Annotated in this window: 15 protein-coding genes; 3 read left to right on the top strand and 12 right to left on the bottom strand. The window is 61.4% G+C overall.

What is annotated here, in order from left to right; all coding sequences use genetic code 11:
* Positions 1 to 340: 340 nt before the first annotated feature.
* A complete protein-coding gene (locus tag So717_RS16705; RefSeq protein ID WP_159979374.1) occupies positions 341 to 1,093 on the top strand; it encodes an SDR family oxidoreductase in 753 nt (250 codons plus the stop codon).
* Positions 1,094 to 1,178: 85 nt separating this feature from the next.
* Here So717_RS16705 and So717_RS16700 read toward each other — a convergent pair whose 3' ends face one another.
* Together So717_RS16700 and So717_RS16695 are read right to left on the bottom strand one after the other, a co-directional pair.
* Complete coding sequence (locus tag So717_RS16700; protein WP_159979372.1) at positions 1,179 to 1,457, bottom strand: hypothetical protein; 279 nt, start codon at positions 1,455 to 1,457, stop codon at positions 1,179 to 1,181.
* Positions 1,454 to 3,178: an adenosylcobalamin-dependent ribonucleoside-diphosphate reductase gene (locus So717_RS16695; protein WP_159979370.1), complete on the bottom strand. Its 1,725-nt coding sequence runs from the start codon at positions 3,176 to 3,178 to the stop codon at positions 1,454 to 1,456. Before So717_RS16695 ends, So717_RS16700 begins: the two co-directional genes overlap by 4 nt.
* A 357-nt stretch (positions 3,179 to 3,535) precedes the next feature.
* On the opposite strand from So717_RS16695, the gene So717_RS16690 reads away from it, so the two are divergent.
* Both So717_RS16690 and So717_RS16685 read left to right on the top strand, forming a co-directional pair.
* Positions 3,536 to 4,168 (top strand): glutathione S-transferase family protein, encoded by a 633-nt coding sequence (locus tag So717_RS16690; RefSeq protein WP_159979367.1) that lies wholly within the window; start codon positions 3,536 to 3,538, stop codon positions 4,166 to 4,168.
* A gap of 27 nt (positions 4,169 to 4,195) precedes the next feature.
* A complete protein-coding gene (locus So717_RS16685; RefSeq protein ID WP_159979365.1) occupies positions 4,196 to 6,283 on the top strand; it encodes a putative bifunctional diguanylate cyclase/phosphodiesterase in 2,088 nt (695 codons plus the stop codon).
* 56 nt (positions 6,284 to 6,339) lie between these two features.
* Here So717_RS16685 and urtE read toward each other — a convergent pair whose 3' ends face one another.
* From urtE to So717_RS16635, 10 genes are all read right to left on the bottom strand, one after another.
* Positions 6,340 to 7,035 (bottom strand): urea ABC transporter ATP-binding subunit UrtE, encoded by a 696-nt coding sequence (urtE, locus tag So717_RS16680; RefSeq protein WP_159979363.1) that lies wholly within the window; start codon positions 7,033 to 7,035, stop codon positions 6,340 to 6,342.
* On the bottom strand, positions 7,028 to 7,777 hold the full coding sequence (gene urtD, locus So717_RS16675; RefSeq protein ID WP_159979361.1) for an urea ABC transporter ATP-binding protein UrtD: 750 nt from the start codon (positions 7,775 to 7,777) through the stop codon (positions 7,028 to 7,030). Before urtD ends, urtE begins: the two co-directional genes overlap by 8 nt.
* On the bottom strand, positions 7,777 to 8,940 hold the full coding sequence (gene urtC, locus So717_RS16670; protein ID WP_159979359.1) for an urea ABC transporter permease subunit UrtC: 1,164 nt from the start codon (positions 8,938 to 8,940) through the stop codon (positions 7,777 to 7,779). Before urtC ends, urtD begins: the two co-directional genes overlap by 1 nt.
* A 3-nt stretch (positions 8,941 to 8,943) precedes the next feature.
* The gene (gene urtB / locus So717_RS16665) at positions 8,944 to 10,869 is read right to left on the bottom strand and encodes an urea ABC transporter permease subunit UrtB (RefSeq protein ID WP_159979357.1); all 1,926 of its coding nucleotides are present in this window, start codon (positions 10,867 to 10,869) and stop codon (positions 8,944 to 8,946) included.
* Positions 10,870 to 10,951: 82 nt separating this feature from the next.
* Positions 10,952 to 12,211, bottom strand: coding sequence for an urea ABC transporter substrate-binding protein (gene urtA / locus So717_RS16660; protein ID WP_238841022.1), 1,260 nt, complete (start codon positions 12,209 to 12,211; stop codon positions 10,952 to 10,954).
* A 382-nt stretch (positions 12,212 to 12,593) separates the two neighbouring features.
* Positions 12,594 to 14,783 carry a phosphoenolpyruvate--protein phosphotransferase gene (ptsP, locus tag So717_RS16655; RefSeq protein ID WP_438810667.1) on the bottom strand — a complete coding sequence of 730 codons (2,190 nt, stop codon included), beginning with the start codon at positions 14,781 to 14,783 and terminating at the stop codon, positions 12,594 to 12,596.
* Between the two features lie 99 nt (positions 14,784 to 14,882).
* The gene (locus So717_RS16650; RefSeq protein WP_159979351.1) at positions 14,883 to 16,121 is read right to left on the bottom strand and encodes an aspartate kinase; all 1,239 of its coding nucleotides are present in this window, start codon (positions 16,119 to 16,121) and stop codon (positions 14,883 to 14,885) included.
* Positions 16,122 to 16,219: 98 nt separating this feature from the next.
* Positions 16,220 to 16,858 (bottom strand): SDR family NAD(P)-dependent oxidoreductase, encoded by a 639-nt coding sequence (locus So717_RS16645; protein ID WP_159979349.1) that lies wholly within the window; start codon positions 16,856 to 16,858, stop codon positions 16,220 to 16,222.
* 4 nt (positions 16,859 to 16,862) lie between these two features.
* A complete protein-coding gene (locus So717_RS16640; protein ID WP_159979347.1) occupies positions 16,863 to 17,291 on the bottom strand; it encodes a DUF1178 family protein in 429 nt (142 codons plus the stop codon).
* A gap of 64 nt (positions 17,292 to 17,355) precedes the next feature.
* Entirely contained in the window at positions 17,356 to 17,826 is a 471-nt protein-coding gene (locus tag So717_RS16635; protein ID WP_159979345.1) for an NUDIX hydrolase, read from the bottom strand.
* Positions 17,827 to 17,857 lie beyond the last annotated feature (31 nt).

The following is a 17,857-nucleotide window of genomic DNA, read 5'->3' as shown; positions in this document are numbered from 1 at the left end:
TAGAAGCGAATGCAAAAAAACGGCTTTGAGCTGAAGATCATCGCTCTGTCGAGGCATTTGCGTGCCTTATCATTGTGGCGCATATTCCCCTGCGCATCTTCCTTTAGACACCACCTTAGCCGGTCTCTGAAGCGCGACGCTGAACTTCGCGAAGCATTTTCCGATGTGGCATTCCTCGACCAATGCAAATCCAACTATTGGTGCATTCAACAGCTCTGTTAGGGACAGACCCGGATCTTGCGCAATCATTTTGGCAGACCCATCAAGCGCATGAAACGGGTCGCGAGACGGCCTGCCGCCACCTTACTGGGACGCCATGCAATGAAGGAAAGACATGGCTATGAGACTCAAAGACAAGACGATCATCATCACAGGAGCAAGCAGCGGAATAGGTGCCGCCGCCGCTCTGCTTTTTGCCTCAAGCGGGGCAAATGTCGTTCTGGGCGCGCGCCGGGAGGACCGTCTTAATGAAATCAGCAAGCAAATCACGCAAAGCGACGGAAATGCCGTTTGCGTTCCGGGCGATGTCACGGATGAAGCCTATGCCCATGCCCTCGTCGAGCTGGCGGAGACCCGTTTCGGAGGGCTTGACGGGGCATTCAATAACGCGGGCATAACCGGTGACTTGGGTCCAATCCCGGACATGGAAAGTGAGACTTGGCGCAAGGCGATTGCGGTCAATCTGGACAGCGGCTTCTTCGCGGCCAAGTCCCAGATTCCGTCACTTCGCAAGCGCGGCGGTGGGTCCATCGTTTTCACGTCGTCTTTCGTGGGGCATACCGTTGGTCTGCCCGGAATGGGCGCCTATGCCGCCGCAAAGGCCGGGTTGATCGGGTTGACCCAGGTCCTCGCGGCGGAGCACGGACCTGAAAACATTCGCATCAACGCACTGCTTCCGGGCGGCACCAAGACGCCAATGGCCGGCGATGATGCCAAATTCCATGACGTCGTGCGCAGTTTCCATGCACTCAAGCGCATGGCCGAACCATCGGAAATCGCCCACGCCGCGCAGTTCCTTCTCTCACAGGAGGCCTCCTTTGTGACCGGAAGCGCGATGTTGGTTGATGGGGGCAACTCCATCAACAAGATCTAAGACTGAGAGAAGAGACACGTCTTCGGGTCGAAGACGTGTCTATTGACCAAGCGAGCCCCTGGTCACAACGCGGAGCAGAGCGCCTCTAGCCTTGCAGCGGCGTGAAGCGGCCATCTTCGAATTCTGCCCGCGCGCGGATCCAGATGACCCCCTCGGCGTCGTCATAAATGACCGCGTCGCTGCGGTCCGCTTCCAACACACCATGCGCCAGCACGCGGTAGAGCCCACCCTTCCTGTGCCGGTGGGTCGGCGCCCACTCCGCATCCGGCGCAAATAGGGAGCCAGGCCGCCCGTCCGGGCGCAGACCGCTCTGGCCCTTTGACCGCAAGCCAAGCCTTTGCATCAGCCCTCCAAGCGCCCTCATGTGGACAGCACCGACCCGGTGACCGGGTTCGGCCGGTAGGTCGTGCACCCCTTGCATCCGGCTTCAAACGCCTGCCGGTAAACGTCTTCAAAGACCGAGAAGGGGATGTCTTCCGGGCAATTCACCGTTTTCGAAATACCGCTGTCGACCCATCTCTGCGCAACCGCCTGCATGCGCACGTGATCGGCAGGCCGCAGGTCTTGCGCGGTCACAAAGGCATCGGTGAGCGGGGCGTCCGCCCCAAACATCTGACGATAGAGCCAGAGCGCGTAGTCCTGCACCAGTTGCTCGCGCTTCTCGCCGTCCGGGCCGGTGATCTTGCGCGAATAGGACGGCGCAAAAACCGGCTCGATCCCCGAGGAGACATTGCCGCCAAACATCGAGGTTGTGCCGGTGGGCGCGATTGTGGTCAGCACGCCATTGCGCAACCCATGCTTGGCAATCGCGGCCTGAACCTCCGCATCCAGAGCCTGGATGCCCGCGCCCTCGCAATGTCGCTCAGCGTTGTAAAGCGGGAAGGTGCCGCGCGCAGCGGCGAGTTCGGCCGAGGCCAGATAGGCGGCGTTCTGAATGGTCTGCAACCACGATCCAACCAGCTTGCCCGCGGCCGCCGTGCCATAGCGGACCCCGACCATGATCAGGGCATCAGCGACGCCTGTGACGCCCACTCCGATACGGCGCTTGAGGTCGGCCTCCCGGCGTTGCGCCGCGACGGCAAAGCGCGACACATCAATGGCATTGTCCAGCATCCGCACGGCCACCCCGACCAGATGGCGGACCTGATCAAGATCCAGCGCGGCATTCGGGCCAAAGGGGTCCTTGACCAGACGCGCGAGATTGACCGATGCCAGCGGGCATGTCCCGTTCGGCGGCAATGGCTGCTCGGCACAGGAGTTGGTCGCGGCCAACTGTTCCAGATAACCCAACGGATTGGTGTCATTGATCCGGTCGATGAACAGAACGCCTGGCTCGGCGGCGCTGTAGGTGCGCCACATGATCTGTTCCCAGATGTCACGCGCCTTAACCGTACGCACGACCTCCCCCTGCCAGACGAGATCCCAGTCGGCCTGTGCCTCTACCGCAGCCATGAAGGCATCGGTGATCATCACTGACATGTTAAAATTGCGCAGCCGCAAAGGGTTCGCCTTGGCGGCAATGAACGCTTCGATGTCGGGGTGATCCACCCGCATGGTCGCCATCATCGCCCCACGCCCCATGCCGGTCACCAGCATCTCACAAACCGTGTTGCAGATGTCCATGGCGGGCAGCGGCCCTGCCGCCGGGCAATCCAGCCCCTTCACCAGCGTACCCTTTGGCCGCAGCGTCGAGAAATCAAACCCGATGCCGCCCCCCATCTGCATGGTCAGTGCCGCCTCCTTGACGGTGTCCATGATCCCTTCAACGGAGTCCGGGATAGACCGCATGACAAAGGTGTTGGCCAGCGTCACATTACGATGCGTCCCGCTGCCCGCGAGAATACGGCCAGCCGGCAGCAGTTTGAACCCGTCCATCGCGTCATAGAACATCCTGGCCACGTCCTGGCGGTTCTGCGGGTCCTCCGCCTGGGCGAGGCTCTTCGCCACGCGCAACCATGTGTCATTCACGGACACGTCCCGCACGCGGCCTTCGGTCACATATTGATACTTTGATCGCCAAATCTGCTCCGAGATCGGCTGATCAAAGGATGCGGGGGACAGGGAGGACTCTGAAAAACTTAACATCTCATTCTCACTCTGGCATTTGCTACGGCACGCTTCTGAGCGATCCGGTATCGCATTAACCATTTGTTAACCAAGCAGAATTTACGCATTTTGCCTTAAAATTGTATTAATGGTTATCAAAGATACCCGGATCTTTCTGAACCCCGCACCAGCAAGACACTGAAGAGATCAAAGCTTAGGCAGTTTGACCGAGACCCGCGCGCGCAATGCGGCAATCCATGCTACGGCGCCGGGGCTCGCAGCTCATCCAAAGCGCGCAATTTGAAATTCATTCGACATTCCTGGACGAGCCGAATTTAGGAGCCATTAACAACAGCGATCTACCCACGACGGCAAAATCACAGGATTGGATCCATTATGATCAGATTGTACGCCTGTCTTGGGTCGGGGAATTGTTTCAAACCCTGGTTGGCCATGCATCAGCTGGATATTCCTTTTGAGCTCGAACTCATTGACGTGCTGAAGGGCGAACAGAAATCACCCGATTATCTGGCCATCAGCCCGCTTGGCGTGGTGCCGCATCTGGTGACGGAAACCGGCTGCGGCATCGGCGAGAGCAATGCGATGCTCTGGTATCTGGCAGAGGGCAGCCATCTGATGCCGGCGACCCGCGAGGGGCGCGCCGAAGCGCTGCAATGGATGTTTTTCGAACAGTCGAAGCTGGAGCCCTTCATCTCTCCGGCCCGCTTCTTCACAACAATCCTGCCCGACCAGCGCGCCGCGCGTGAACAGGACATTGCAGCCTGGCAGGCAACAGCAGATGTTGGTCTGTCCCGGCTTGATGCGCATCTGGACGGGCGCGACTTCATGCTGCACGGCGGCTACTCCATCGCCGATATTGCGACCTTCGGCTACGTGCATGTCCTCGAAGAGGCAGGCCTCGCAATGGCCGACTACCCTGCGGTTGGGCAATGGGTGGATCGGGTCGCCGCGACTGAAGGGTTCCAACCATTGTCAGACCTGGGGCAGGCCAAAAGCAAAGCGGCCTAGGGGTTTTCTGCCGAAGGCAGGTGTGCGATGCGCAGTGAAAACATAGCTGAGGGTGCCGTTGTACCAACGCCGTCGCAGGCGCCGGACACGGCAGATCTGCTACCGCAGGCGGCGATCCCGCTTGACCGGTTAAGAACCGCTGTCTGGGTCTATGACATCGACGAGGTCCGGATCATTCACGCCAACACGGCAGCCTGCGACCTGTGGCAAGCGGAGAGCGCTGCTGAGCTGCGCAGTCGTGATCTGGCGACGGACATGTCACCCACGGTGGCCAAACGGCTCAAGCAGTACCAGCTGGATTTTATCGAGCGGGACGCAACCTTCAGCGAAATGTGGACGCTTTATCCCAATGGGCAGCCCACAAGCCTGATGGTGATCTTCTGTGGCTATCCTCTGCCGGATGGCCGCATGGCGATGCAATGTGAGGTCGTGGGGGGCGCGGAAAACCAGCCCGACAATCTGCGCAGCGCCGAGGCCTTGCTGCACACCGATGTGATGATTGCGCTGCATGAGGCTGATGGGCTGCCCGTCTACCTCAACCCCGCGGCCCGCAACAATGCGACCCACGCGATGCAGACCATCGCCGAGAAATTCGTCGATCCCGACGACTATGACAAGCTGCTGCGCGAGCTGGACACGGCGGGCGAGCACCGCATGGTCGCGCGTGTCAACACCGGCGCCGGGCCGCGCTGGTACGACCTGACAGTCAAGCAGTGCTCGGATGCTGTCACCGGGAATCCGGCGGTGCTGGTCACCGCCATCGATGTCAGCGAGCTGAAAATCGCACGTGACAAGGCCCGCTATCTGGCGGATCGTGACCAGCTGACGGGCTGCTACAATCGATCCTACCTGCAGCAACACATGGCCACGCTGGGCCAGTACCAGACAAAACGCTGCGCCCTGCTGTGCTTCGATGTTGACCGCTTCAAGCAGATCAATGACCGGCTGGGGCATGAAATGGGCGATGTTGTCCTCAAGGAGATCGCGGCGCGGGTCACGGCCTCGATCCGGCTGACAGACACATTTGTCCGGCTGGGCGGCGATGAGTTTGTCGTCGTGTTCGAAGATGTGCCCTGCGAGACCGAGCTTGCGGCGAAGCTCAACCGCATGCTTGAGCTGATCTCGCGTCCGATCACCCATGATGCCACACGTCTCAGCACCTCGGTGAGCATGGGCGTCGCGACTTTTGTGCCCAACCAATCGCATTTCACGACCATCATGCGCGAGGCGGACATCGCACTTTACACTTCAAAACAGGACGGTCGGAATCGCATCACCTTCTTCAGTGAAGAAATGGGCGCACTGGCCAGGGCCCGCGATCTGGTCGAGATCGAGCTGAAACGGGCGATCCAGAACCGTGAGTTCATTCTGCATTTCCAGCCACGTTTGTGTCTGCGCACCAACCGGGTTGTCTCAGCCGAGGCGCTGGTACGCTGGCAACACCCCAAGCGCGGGCTGATCATGCCCGCTGAATTCATCGCCATTTGCGAAGAGACCGGCATGATCGAGGATCTTGGCCAGCTCATTCTTGAGATGGCCTGCCAGACCTCCATGGCATGGCACAAGTCTGGCAAGGATATCGAACTGTCGATCAATATATCACCGCGCCAATTCGCCGACAAACGTCTTCTCGATGCCTTGCGCGATTTCTCGTCCCACCCAGACTTTCCAACCGGCAAGATCGAGCTGGAGATCACGGAGAACGTGCTGATCGGGGATCATGATTTTATCGCACAGAAGCTCGATGCCATCGCAAGCATGGGATACCGGATAGCCATTGACGACTTTGGTACGGGCTATTCCAACCTGTCCTACATCTCACGGTTCCAGCTGAACTGCCTGAAGATCGACCAATCCTTCGTTTCGCAGTTGCCCAAATCGGGGCCCATCATCAGCCTGATCCTGACCCTGGCGGAGCAGATCGGCGCGACCATTGTCGCAGAGGGCGTGGAGACCAAGGAACAGCTGGCCTGGCTGCGCAATCACCAATGTGATCAGGCGCAGGGGTATTTCGTCTCACATCCGGTTGAGGAGAAAGACCTGTTTGGCGTGATCGAAGACCTGAACACAGGCGGGGTCTACCAATTGCACCCGGCAGGCGGCTCGGACGCGTAGCGCGGCCCAGCCAGCCAGCGCTCTGCAGATTTGGTCAGCACCGGTGGGCGCAGACCTCAGAGTGCGAGGTCTGCCAGCAGCCTGTCCTTGCTATAGCGGGCCTTGACCTCATTGCCCTTGACCACGCCGCGTTCGATCACGGTAAAGCTGTCGGCGAGGGCATAGGCGAAGTCCGCATTCTGCTCAACCAGCACAATCGCCATGCTGTTCTGATCTCGCAGCACACGCAGCGCGTCGCCGATCTGGTCGACAACATTCGGCTGGATGCCCTCGGTGGGCTCATCCAGAAGCAACACCCTGGGCCGGGTCACAAGCGCCCGCGCAATCGCAAGCTGCTGCTGCTGCCCGCCAGAGAGGTCTCCGCCACGCCTGCCCTGCATGTCCTTCAAGACTGGAAACAAGCTGAAAATCTCATCGGGAATGCGCCGGTCTGACTTGGGCAGGCAGGCAAACCCGGTCTCCAGGTTTTCCATCACGGTCATCATCGGGAATATCTCACGCCCCTGCGGCACATAGGACACCCCTTGCCGCGCAGACCGAAAGGCGGAGGACGAGGCCAGCGCATCCCCGCCAACGCGCAGGCTGCCTGCGTGGAACGGATGACGGCCTGCGATGGCTTTCAGCAGGCTTGTCTTGCCCGCGCCATTGTTGCCCATAACTGCCGTGATCTCGCCCACCGCCGCTGACAGGGACACGTCAAAGAGGATCTGGCTCTGCCCATACCGCAGATCGAGATGGGAAACCTCAAGCATGACCGCGCCCCAGATACACATCAATCACCGTCTGATCGGACGTCACGTGATCCAGGCTGCCTTCGGCCAGCACAGCCCCTTCGTGCAGCACCGTCACCTTGCAGTCGAGGCGGCGCACAAACTCCATATCGTGTTCCACCACCACCACGGCACGCGTCTTGGCCGCTTTGCGCAGAATGTCGGTGGTCTTTTCGCGCTCTTCCACGGTCATGCCCGCCGCCGGTTCGTCGACCAGCAGCAAGCGCGGCTCCTGTGCCAGCAGCATGCCGATCTCCAGCCACTGCTTCTGCCCGTGGCTCAGCTCTCCGGCGACGCGGGTGAGGCTATCGATCAGCCCGATCTCCTCGGCAATCGCTTCGATGCGCGCAGCATTCCGTGCCGTCTTCTTATGCGTCAGCACGGCAAAAGGTCCGCGCGGGTTTTCAAGCGCCATGGCGAGGTTCTGCCGCACGGTCTGCGCCTCGAACACTGTGGGTTTCTGGAACTTGCGCCCGATCCCTTCCCGCGCGATCTGGCTTTCCGAGAGACCCAGCAGGGAGATGTTCTTCTCTCCCCAGATGACCTTGCCCGTATCGGGTTTGGTCTTGCCGGTCACGATATCCATGAAGGTGGTTTTGCCCGCGCCATTCGGCCCAATGATCGCGCGCAGCTCAGCCTCGGCGAAATTGATCGACAGGTTGTTGATCGCGCGGAACCCATCGAAGGTGACAGAAACGCCCGAGACTTCCAGCAGCATCGCCATCAGGGTTTCCTCACCAGATAGTCAAAAAGCCCGCCGATGCCTTTGGGGAAGAACAGCGTCACCGCTACGAAGGACACACCCAAGAGCACCAGCCACCAGTCTGTCCACTGGATCGTGTAAAAGCCAAGGTTGATATCCGGCGCCCCGCCCCCGGTGAACCAGCTTGAGAGCAGCGAGACAAAGACCGCGCCAATCGCCGCGCCGTAAAGCCGCCCGCGCCCGCCAATCGCCACCCAGACGGCGAGGTAGATGGACGCGATGGGCGCAATCTCACCGGGGTTGATGATCCCTGCTTGCGGATAGTAGAGCGCACCCGCAATGGCGGAGACAACGGCAGTGATGGTGAAAACGAAGAGCTTGTAGGTCTCCACGTGATAGCCAAGAAAGCGCACGCGCGCCTCGTTGTCGCGGATGCCTTTGATCACCGATCCCATCTTGCCCGACACCACCCAGGCGAAGAAGACATAGCCCGCCGCAAGGGCGACCGCCGAGGCCACGAAGAAGACAATCGAGATGATCGCCTGCGGTGTCTGCTCAAAGCCGGGGATGTTTTGCAGCCCCGACAGCCCGTTGTTGCCACGCAACCCGCTGTCGTTCTGGAAGAGATAGAGCGACAGCGCCAGCGTCATCGCCTGTGTCAGGATCGAGAGGTACACGCCGGTCACCCGGCTGCGGAAGGCTAACCAGCCGAAGACCAGCGCCAGAAGGCCCGGCACCAAAACCACCATCAGCAGTTGCAGAAACAGGCTGTCGGCAAAGGCCCAGATCAGTGGGAACTCAGACGAGCCGACGACGCCAAAGATCTGGTTGCCAATGGCATCCGACACCTCCTGCGGCGTGGGCGGGATCACCTGGCCCGACAGGCTGTCGAGCACGATGGTTTCGGTGCGCGCATACATCAGCCACATGCCGATGGCATAACCGCCGATCCCGAAAAAGGCGAAATGGCCGAGCGACAGGATCCCGCAGTAGCCCCAGACCACATCCATGGCGATGGCCACCAGGCAGAGGCAGAGGGTCTTGCCCAGCGTCTTGACGAAAGAGGTGGAGATCATCGCCGTGCCTGTGGCTTCCGACAGCAACACGACGGTCAGCGTGAACAGGCTGAGAGCGGCAAGGAACCACAGCACCGACGGGTTTTGCGAAATGAAGCTCTTGTGCATGGGTCAGTCCGCCGCCGCCCGGCCCTTGAGCGCGACGATGCCCTTGGGTCGGAATTGAATGAAGAGGATGATGAAGAGGATCATGTAGGTCTGTGCGGCCAGCGTGTTCGAGGGGTTCATCCATTCGATCCCCTTTTGCAGGAAGCCGATCATTGAGGCGCCCGCGAGCGTGCCCCAGACATTGCCGACCCCGCCGACCACGACGGTCATGAAGCTTTGCACGATGTAGTCGGCGCCCATCTCGGAGGTGACCTTTGCATATAGCCCGATGGCCACACCCGCGATGCCGGCCACGCCGGACCCAAGGCCAAAGGTCAGCATGTTGATGCGGTCGGGGTTGATGCCCATGCTGGCCGCCATGCCAGGGTTCTGCGTGACTGCGCGCACCTCCAGCCCCAGCCGCGTGCGTTTCAGAACACAGAGGATCAGCGCCAAGAACAGCAGCGCCAGCACAAAGATCGCGATGCGGATATAGCTGATCTGGATCACATCCGAGATCACCCAGGCGCCGTCCAACCAGTCGGGCGAGGTCAACGGACGGGCCTGTGTGCCGAAGATGTTCTTGGCCAGCTGCTGCAGCGCGATGGAAATCCCGAAGGTGGCCAGCAATGTCTCCAACGGGCGGTGATAGAGGTGGCGGATCACCAACCGCTCCATCGTCACCCCTGCACCGAAGGTCACGGCAAAGGCCAGCGGCAGGGCGACGATGATCGACAGCGTATAGTCCGGGATGAAGAGCTGCACGACGTAACCGGTATAGGCGCCCATCATGATGAACTCCCCATGCGCCATGTTGATCACCCCCATGACGCCGAAGGTGATGGCCAGACCAATAGCGGCGAGAAAGTAGATTGAGGCCAGCGACAGCCCGTCGAGCGCAAGATCTGCCGCCTGCTCCAACGCCACGCGGCTTTCGACCGACGCGAGCGCGGCGGCGGCGGCATCGGTGATCGCGGGATCCTTCTCGTCATAGAGTTCGTAAAACACGTAGGCCCCAAGCGCATGGTCCCGCGTCTCGACGATGACGAGCGGCGGTGCAAGGCCCTCGCGCGCCAGCGCGGCGTAGGCCCGCTCGCGGGCCGCGTCAGTGTTCAGTTGAGCGAGCGGCACGCCGCCAACTGTGCCACCGTCAATATTGGCTTCCAGCGCGGCCCGGATCATAGCCGGTGTAGTTTGCATCGGCGCAAACCCGGCGTCGACCAGCTGCGCATAGTATGCGGCGGGTGCCAGCATCGGGTCGAGGATCTGCGCGATATTACCTTCGGGCTCCGACGGCGCAACACCCTCGTCGCGGCTCAATATCTGGTTGAGAACACTGCGTGCCTCGACGCTGGTGTCGGAAGACAGCGAAGAAATGGCAGCGATCCGCGCCTCCGCCGTCTCGCCAAAGCGCGCCGTCAGGAAATTGGCCAACTGGGTCTTACGGACTTTCAGCGCGGGGTCTGGTTCATCTTCGATAGAGGCCAGCAGCGGCGCCAATTGATCCGCCGCAGGCCGCCGTGCGATCGACTCAACCGCTGCCATACGCCGGGAAATCTCAGGGTCGGCCAGCTGGAACTGCACCAGCGCCGAACCGATGACCCGCCGCACCCCACCGTTGGGCCGCAGCTGGGTGTAACCGTCATCTGGCACGGTCTGCGTGGTGCCATCGTCGATGTCTTCGAGGATCAGACTATCGCCGTCTTCTTCGGCAAAAACAAAGGCGCCCTCCGGCCCCTGCCAGACTTCCCGCCCGGCCCAGCGTTCCAGAAAGCGGGGTACCTGCGGCAGACCAGAGGCGACAAGATCGTCCAGCAGCATGCCCACGCTGCGACGCGAGGGTTTTGCCACCTCCTCCGCATGGATCTGCAGGAGATCCTGAAGCTCACCGGCGCGGGCGGGCACAAGCGCGGTGACGCTCAGAAAAAGGACAAGCAAAAAGAAGCGCATGGCAGCGGGCATTCAGGTCAGACTGTTCGGGAAGGGTATGGAGGCGCGCGAGGCCGCCCGAGGACGGCCCCGCAGTCTCATCTTAGTAGTTCGACGTCAGCTGGACGCAGGTCTTGGTTTCGGTGTTGTACATACCGCAGCCAAGGTCCTTCCAGTCCGAGGTCAGCACCTTGGACGCGGGCAAGAAGTCCGTCCACGCATCGCCGGGCACCTCTTCGGTCTTGGAGATGATGTCGAATTGACCGTCGGCGGTGATCTCACCGATCAGCACCGGCTTGGCCAGGTGGTGGTTCGGCAGCATGACCGCTGTGCCGCCTGTGAGGTTCGGGAATTCCTGCCCATACATCGCCGCACGGACCGCATCCACCTCGGTGGAGCCTGCTGCCGTGGCCGCGTTCACCCACATGTTGAAGCCGATGTAATGCGCCTCCATCGGGTCGTTGGTCACACGTTCTTCACCTGCGAACTCTTTCCAGGCTGCGATGAAGTCGGTATTGGCCTCTGTCTCAGCCGACTGGAAGTAGTTCCACGCCGCGAGGTGGCCTACGAGGTTCGAGGTGTCGAGGCCCGAGAGCTCTTCCTCACCGACCGAGAAAGCCACCACAGGGATGTCATCGGCTGAGACGCCAGCAGCAGCCAGTTCCTTGTAGAAGCCAATGTTGGCGTCGCCGTTGATGGTGGAGATTACGCCCACCTGCTTGCCGTCTTCACCCAAGGCCACAACGTCCGCAACGATGGTCGCCCAATCGGAGTGACCAAAGGGCGTGTAGTTCACAAAGATGTCGTCAGACGCGATGCCATTGTCCTGCAGGTACTGCTCCAGGATGTTGTTGGTCGTGCGCGGATAGACATAGTCGGTGCCCAAGAGCGCGAACTTCTCGACGCCCAGCTCTTCAAGGAAGTAGTCCACCGCCGGGATCGCCTGCTGGTTGGGTGCAGCGCCTGTGTAGAACACGTTGCGGGAGCTTTCCTCACCCTCATATTGCACCGGGTAGAACAGCAGACCGTTCAGCTCTTCAATGACCGGCAGCACGGATTTGCGGCTCACCGAGGTCCAATTGCCAAAGATCACATCAACCTCATGCACGGTCAGCAGTTCGCGCGCCTTCTCGGCAAACAGCGGCCAGTCGGAGGCCGGGTCGACAACCACAGCTTCGATCTCACAGCCCAGAAGACCACCGGCCTTGTTCTGCTGTTCGATCAGCATCAGCATGGTATCTTTCAGCGTGGTCTCGGAAATCGCCATGGTGCCGGACAGCGAGTGCAGCACGCCTACTTTGATCGGATCGGCGCATTCAGCAGCGGCGATGGCGGTCGATCCCAGAAGCGCCGCAGCCGCCATTGCGTGGAGTTTCAATTTCATCTTTATACGTTCCCCGTTGTTGCTGCGGGTGGCCGGACACGCCCGAAAGCGCTTCCCCATCAGAAGCCGATCGGTGTAGTCAGGCCCCGCAACAGTGATGTTGTAGTCGCGCGAGGGGAGCAATCTGCCAGGATGGCCCCTTGCGCGGCGTTGTCGCCCAAATGGGCAGCTTGAGTTAGAGGCACCACATCCGGGTTGGCCACAGAATGCTCCGGCCCTCGGGGCTGGTTGTTGAAAATGCCCAAAAAATTGCCGCTAAATCGCAAATATGCTCAAGAATTGCTCATCCCGCAGACGCACAGGATTGAGGCGAATAGCAAATCTGCCGGGCAATTGGCGAGAAATGGCCTGCGCTACGGGGTCAGCCACGCCGGGTGCGCAACCAGTCCATGACCGCCGGGCGCACCGACATCTCGCCCCGGTGGCGCGCATCCGCAATCACCTTGCGCACCTCCTGCAGGTCGGTGCGGCGCAAGAGGCTCTTTACCGGGCCAATGGAGGCCGGGCGCATCGACAGCCGGCGCAGGCCGATGGCGGCAAAACACATCGCCTCGACCGGGCGGCCCGCGTCTTCGCCGCAAAAAGACACAGGCGTATCCGTCTCGGCGCAGCGCTCGACGATGCGTTCGATAAAGCTCAGGAATGAGACGTTCAGGGTATCATAGCGGCGACGGACCCGTTCATTCTCGCGGTCGGCCGCAAAGAAAAACTGTTTGAGATCATTGCCGCCAATCGAGAGGAAGTCGACCTCTTCAAAGAATTTATGCGGCGCAAAGGCGAGGCTGGGTGTCTCCAGCATCGCGCCCACCTCAATATGTTCCGGCAGCGCATGGCCCAGCCGCGCCTCGGCGGCGAGGGTCTTGTCCATGAGCTTGCGCGCCGCGCGGTATTCCTCCAGCTGAGCCACAAAGGGAAACATCACCGTCAGGGGCCGCCCATTTGCCGCCCGGATCAGCGCCTGCAGCTGCATCCGCATGATGCCGGGTTTGTCGAGCCCCACGCGGATCGCACGCCAGCCCAAGGCCGGGTTCGGCTCGTCGTTGGGCTTCATATAGGGCAGCACCTTGTCGGACCCGATATCGAGCGTGCGGAAGATCACCGGCTTGCCGCCAGCGGCATCCAGAACGCGCGCATAGAGCGCGACCAGCTCTGACCGGCGCGGCATCTGGTTGCGCACGAGGAACTGCAGCTCAGTTCGGAACAGCCCCACACCCTCCGCGCCTGAGCTGGGCAGCGACGGCAGGTCAGCCATCAGTCCGGCGTTCATCTGCAGCGACAGCACCGCCCCATCCACCGTTTCGGCGGGCAGATCGCGGATCGAGGCATAGCGTTCCTGCGCCGCGGCCAGCATGGCAATCTTGTCACGGAAGGCGGTGACCACGGTGTCATCAGGCCGCAGGTGCACGATGCCCTGCTCGCCGTCCACCATGATGTGATCGCCGTTCAACGCCTCGGTCGTGACCCGCTGCGCGTGGATCACCAGCGGGATCGCGAGCGCCCGCGCCACAATCGCCGCGTGGCTGCCGACGGAGCCTTCTTCCAGCACGATGCCCCTCAGGCCACGGCCATATTCCAGCAGCTCCGCCGGGCCGATGTTGCGTGCGATCAGGATCGGGTCGGCGGGCATCTCGGCACCTGTGTCCGCCCCCTGCCCGGTCAGGATGCGCAGCAGGCGGTTGCTCAGGTCATCCAGATCGCTCAGCCGTTCACGCAGGTAGTTGTCGGTGACCTGGCCCATGCGGGCGCGGGCGACGGATTGTTCCTTTTCAACAGCGGCTTCGGCAGACAGGCCGTTGGCGATATCCTCCTCCATCCGCCGCATCCAGCCTTTGGAATTTGCGAACATCCGGTAGGCTTCGAGCACCTGTCGCTGGTCCTTGTCGTGACTGCCTGCAATCTCCAGCATCTTGTCGACGCCGACCCGCAGCTGCTCCACCGCGTCTTGCAGCCGCTCCAGCTCGCGCGCGGGGTCGTCCGCGATGGGGTTGGTGACAACGACGCGGGGTTCGTGCAACCAGACATGACCCTCCGCCGCCCCCTCCTGCGCGACAGTGCCACGGAACATTGCAGGCTGGGAATGGCGCGCGGACATCGCCGCATTGTCGCCCACAAAGGCGCCCAGCTCGGTCATTTCGGCCAGCACCATGGCCACCACTTCCAGCGCATAGACCTCGTCAGCGGAGAACTTGCGGGCAATCTTGGACTGCACAACAAGCACGCCCAGGGCCTCGCCCAGCCGCTGCACCGGCACCCCAAGGAAGCTGGAGAAAATCTCCTCCCCCGTCTCCGGCATGTAGCGGAAGCCCCGCGCTTGCGGCGCATCCGGTGTGTTCACGACCCGGCGATTGCGGGCCACCATGCCCACAAGCCCCTCGCCCAGCTTCATGCGGGTCATGTGCACCGCGTCCGGGTTCAGCCCTTCCGTGGCGCAAAGCTCCAGTGTGTCTTCATCGCGGAAGAGGTAGATCGAACACACCTCGCACCCCATGCTGTCGGCAATGAGGTGGGTGATCCGGTTCAGGCGCGCCTGCCCTTCGACATCGCCCGCCATCGCGTCCCGCAGCCGCCCAAGCAGTTTGCGCGATTCGGTTTCAAGACGCTCTGCCACGCGCGCGGTCCTCCCACATTCTGTGGCGCTTCACCTGCGGTTTCAGGCAGCTTTCTCCAGCTCGAACGCATCATGCAGCGCTTGAACCGCGAGTTCCATGTATTTCCTGTCGATCAGCACCGAAATCTTGATCTCTGATGTGGTGATGACCTTGATGTTGATACCTTCAGCACTGAGCACCTGGAACATCTTGGCCGCCACCCCGGTGTGGCTGCGCATGCCGATCCCAACAACGGAGACCTTGGCCACATCCGTGTCCGCGATCACCTCGTGGAAATTGATCACACCTTGCGCCTTGGCATCGGCCACTGCTTTTTCGGCGCGCGCCACCTGATCGGTGGGGCAGGACCAGGTCATATCGGTGCGCCCCTCTTCCGAGATGTTCTGCACGATCATGTCGACATTCACGCCGCCCTCGCTGAGCGCGGTGAAGATACTCGCCGCGATCCCGGGCCGGTCCGCCACGCTCACGAGAGTCATCTTCGATTCGTCGCGTGAAAAGGCCACACCCGCCACAACATTGCTTTCCATGATATCCTCCTCGTCGCAGACCAGCGTGCCTGCGTTGTCCGATTGTTCTTCAAAGCTGCTGAGCACCCGCAGCCGCACCTTGTAGCGCATCGCCAGCTCGACAGACCGCGTCTGCAGCACCTTGGCACCCAGGCTGGCCAGTTCCAGCATTTCCTCAAAGGCGATCTTTTCGAGCTTGCGGGCCTTGGGGCTGACACGTGGGTCGGTTGTGTAGACACCATCCACATCCGTATAGATGTCGCAGCGTTCCGCCTCGAAAGCGGCGGCGAAGGCCACCGCCGTTGTGTCGGACCCGCCGCGCCCCAATGTGGTGATGCGTCCCTCGGGGCTGACGCCCTGAAAGCCAGAGACCACCGCCACCTTCATGCCTTCGGCAAACTTCGCCATTATGTTGTCGGCCGGTATCTCCTCGATCCGCGCGGCGGAATGGGCGGAGGTCGTGCGCACCGGCACCTGCCAGCCCTGCCAGCTGCGCGCGGGCACGTCCATTTCCTGCAGGGTCAGAGCCATCAGGCCCGCCGTCACGTTCTCGCCCGAGGACACCACGGCATCATATTCACGCGCGTCATAGAGCGGCGAGGTCTCGTTCACCCAGCCCACCAGTTCATTGGTCTTGCCGGACATGGCCGAGACGATCACGATCACGTCGTAGCCCTTGGCCACTTCAACACCGACCCGTTTGGCCGCGCGCCGGATACGGTCGAGCGTGGCCACGGATGTACCGCCGAATTTCATCACCAGAACAGGCATGTCAGGTCCCTTGCATCAATCGCGGCGGGTTTACGCTCTGCCGCGCGGAACCACAAGCCACCCAAGGGCGGCGGATATGTGATGCTCAGGCCACGTGATCAGTAGGCGTGCGGGCGACCGTCCCAGGTTTCAAACACGCCTGTGCGCGCCAACTCCAACGCATCGAACCGCGCCACCAGCCCTGCGACAGCCTCAGCCACGGTGATCTCGGCAGCGGCGGTGCCCATATCGGTCTGGACCCACCCGGGATGGTAGATACCCACGGCAATGCCCTCTGGCATCAGGTCGGTGGCGAGATTCCGCCCCAGATTCAGCGCGGCAGCCTTTGAGGCGCGGTAGATATAGCTGCCCCCTGGCGCGCGCTCTGACGACGCCATCTGAGACGAAATAATTGCAATTTTTGCACTCTTGGCAGCGCGCAGGTTGGGCAAAAGCGACTGCACGGACAGAAAAACACCGGTAACATTCACTGCAAAGCTTTGCGCCCATTGCGCGGGCGGGTACCCGTCCTCCAGCATCTGACCTTTGTCCAGATAGACACCTGCATTGCAGACCAGAAGATCCACAGGGCGACCGCCAAGCCCTGAAGCAAAGCGGTCATGACTGGCGGGGTCCGCCACATCGAGCATGTGATCACCACCACGTGTGGTCCCGATGACCTCGTAGCCACGCGCGGCGTAGGCTTGCGCCAGCCCTGCGCCGATGCCACGGCTTGCGCCGGTGATCACAATTGTCATGAGGTCAATTCGCTTTTCGCGTTGGTCGGAATGGCAGCGGTGCCACGGGCACCCCGTCTTCGATCAGCTGTTTGGCCTCGGCGGTGTTCGCCTCACCGTAGATCGCGCGCTCCGGTGTTGTACCCAGATACATGGAACGCGCCTCTTCCGCAAAACGCGGGCCGACGTAATCCGCGTTTTCCTCAAGATGGCGGCGCAGGTCCGCGATCGCTGTCTCGCTATCCGAGCTGGGCTTGCTCAGAGCGCCCTCTGTCTTGGTGGCGGTGGCTGGTACGGAGACACGCGGCGCCATGATGGCCTTGTCCACCTCCCCTGATCCACAGATGGCACAGGAGATATGGCCAGAGCCTTTCAACGCGTCAAAAGCAGCGGCAGACTGAAACCAGCTGTCGAAATCATGGCCCTGATCACATCTGAGCGCATATTGAATCATAACCTGCTCGTACCCTGAAAGTGGTTACCAAGTGATTAGCACATGGGGCAGCCCCCATGCGAGGTCAAGACGACCCGCCCTGCGCGCGTGGGTCAAAATCCCTCAGAATACGGGCCAATTCCGGCTCATCGACGAGGCGTGAGGCCTTCTTCCGCGACATCCATTTGCGCTGCCGCTGCCCGGCTTCGGGGTAGTCGTCCGCCAACGCCTCGACCTTCACCGCGTAGACCATCGCCAGACACGGCAGCGCGCCGAGGTCATCCGCATCCTTGCTGTAGGAGAAGATGCCCAGACACCGGTCATCCGGCGTCCCCCGGACCCCGGCCTCCTCCCAGGCTTCCTGAGCCGCAGAGGCCGCCGGCGTCACACCATCCATCGGCCAGCCCTTGGGCACAATCCACCGCTGCGTGCCACGAGAGGTGATCATCAAGACCCGCACCTTGTTCTTGCGCACCCGGTAGCACAGTGCGGCAAACTGCGTCCGGACATCGCGTTTGCCAGCGCCGGAGAGGAAAATTGGCAGTTGCTTGATCATGATCGCCCAAATCCATCGGACTGCCGCACGA

It is taken from the genome of Roseobacter cerasinus, from assembly GCF_009811755.1.
Lineage (GTDB): Bacteria > Pseudomonadota > Alphaproteobacteria > Rhodobacterales > Rhodobacteraceae > Roseobacter > Roseobacter cerasinus.
The sequence above is the reverse complement of the archived record's forward strand: the minus strand, read 5'-3'. Positions and strand labels throughout refer to the sequence as shown.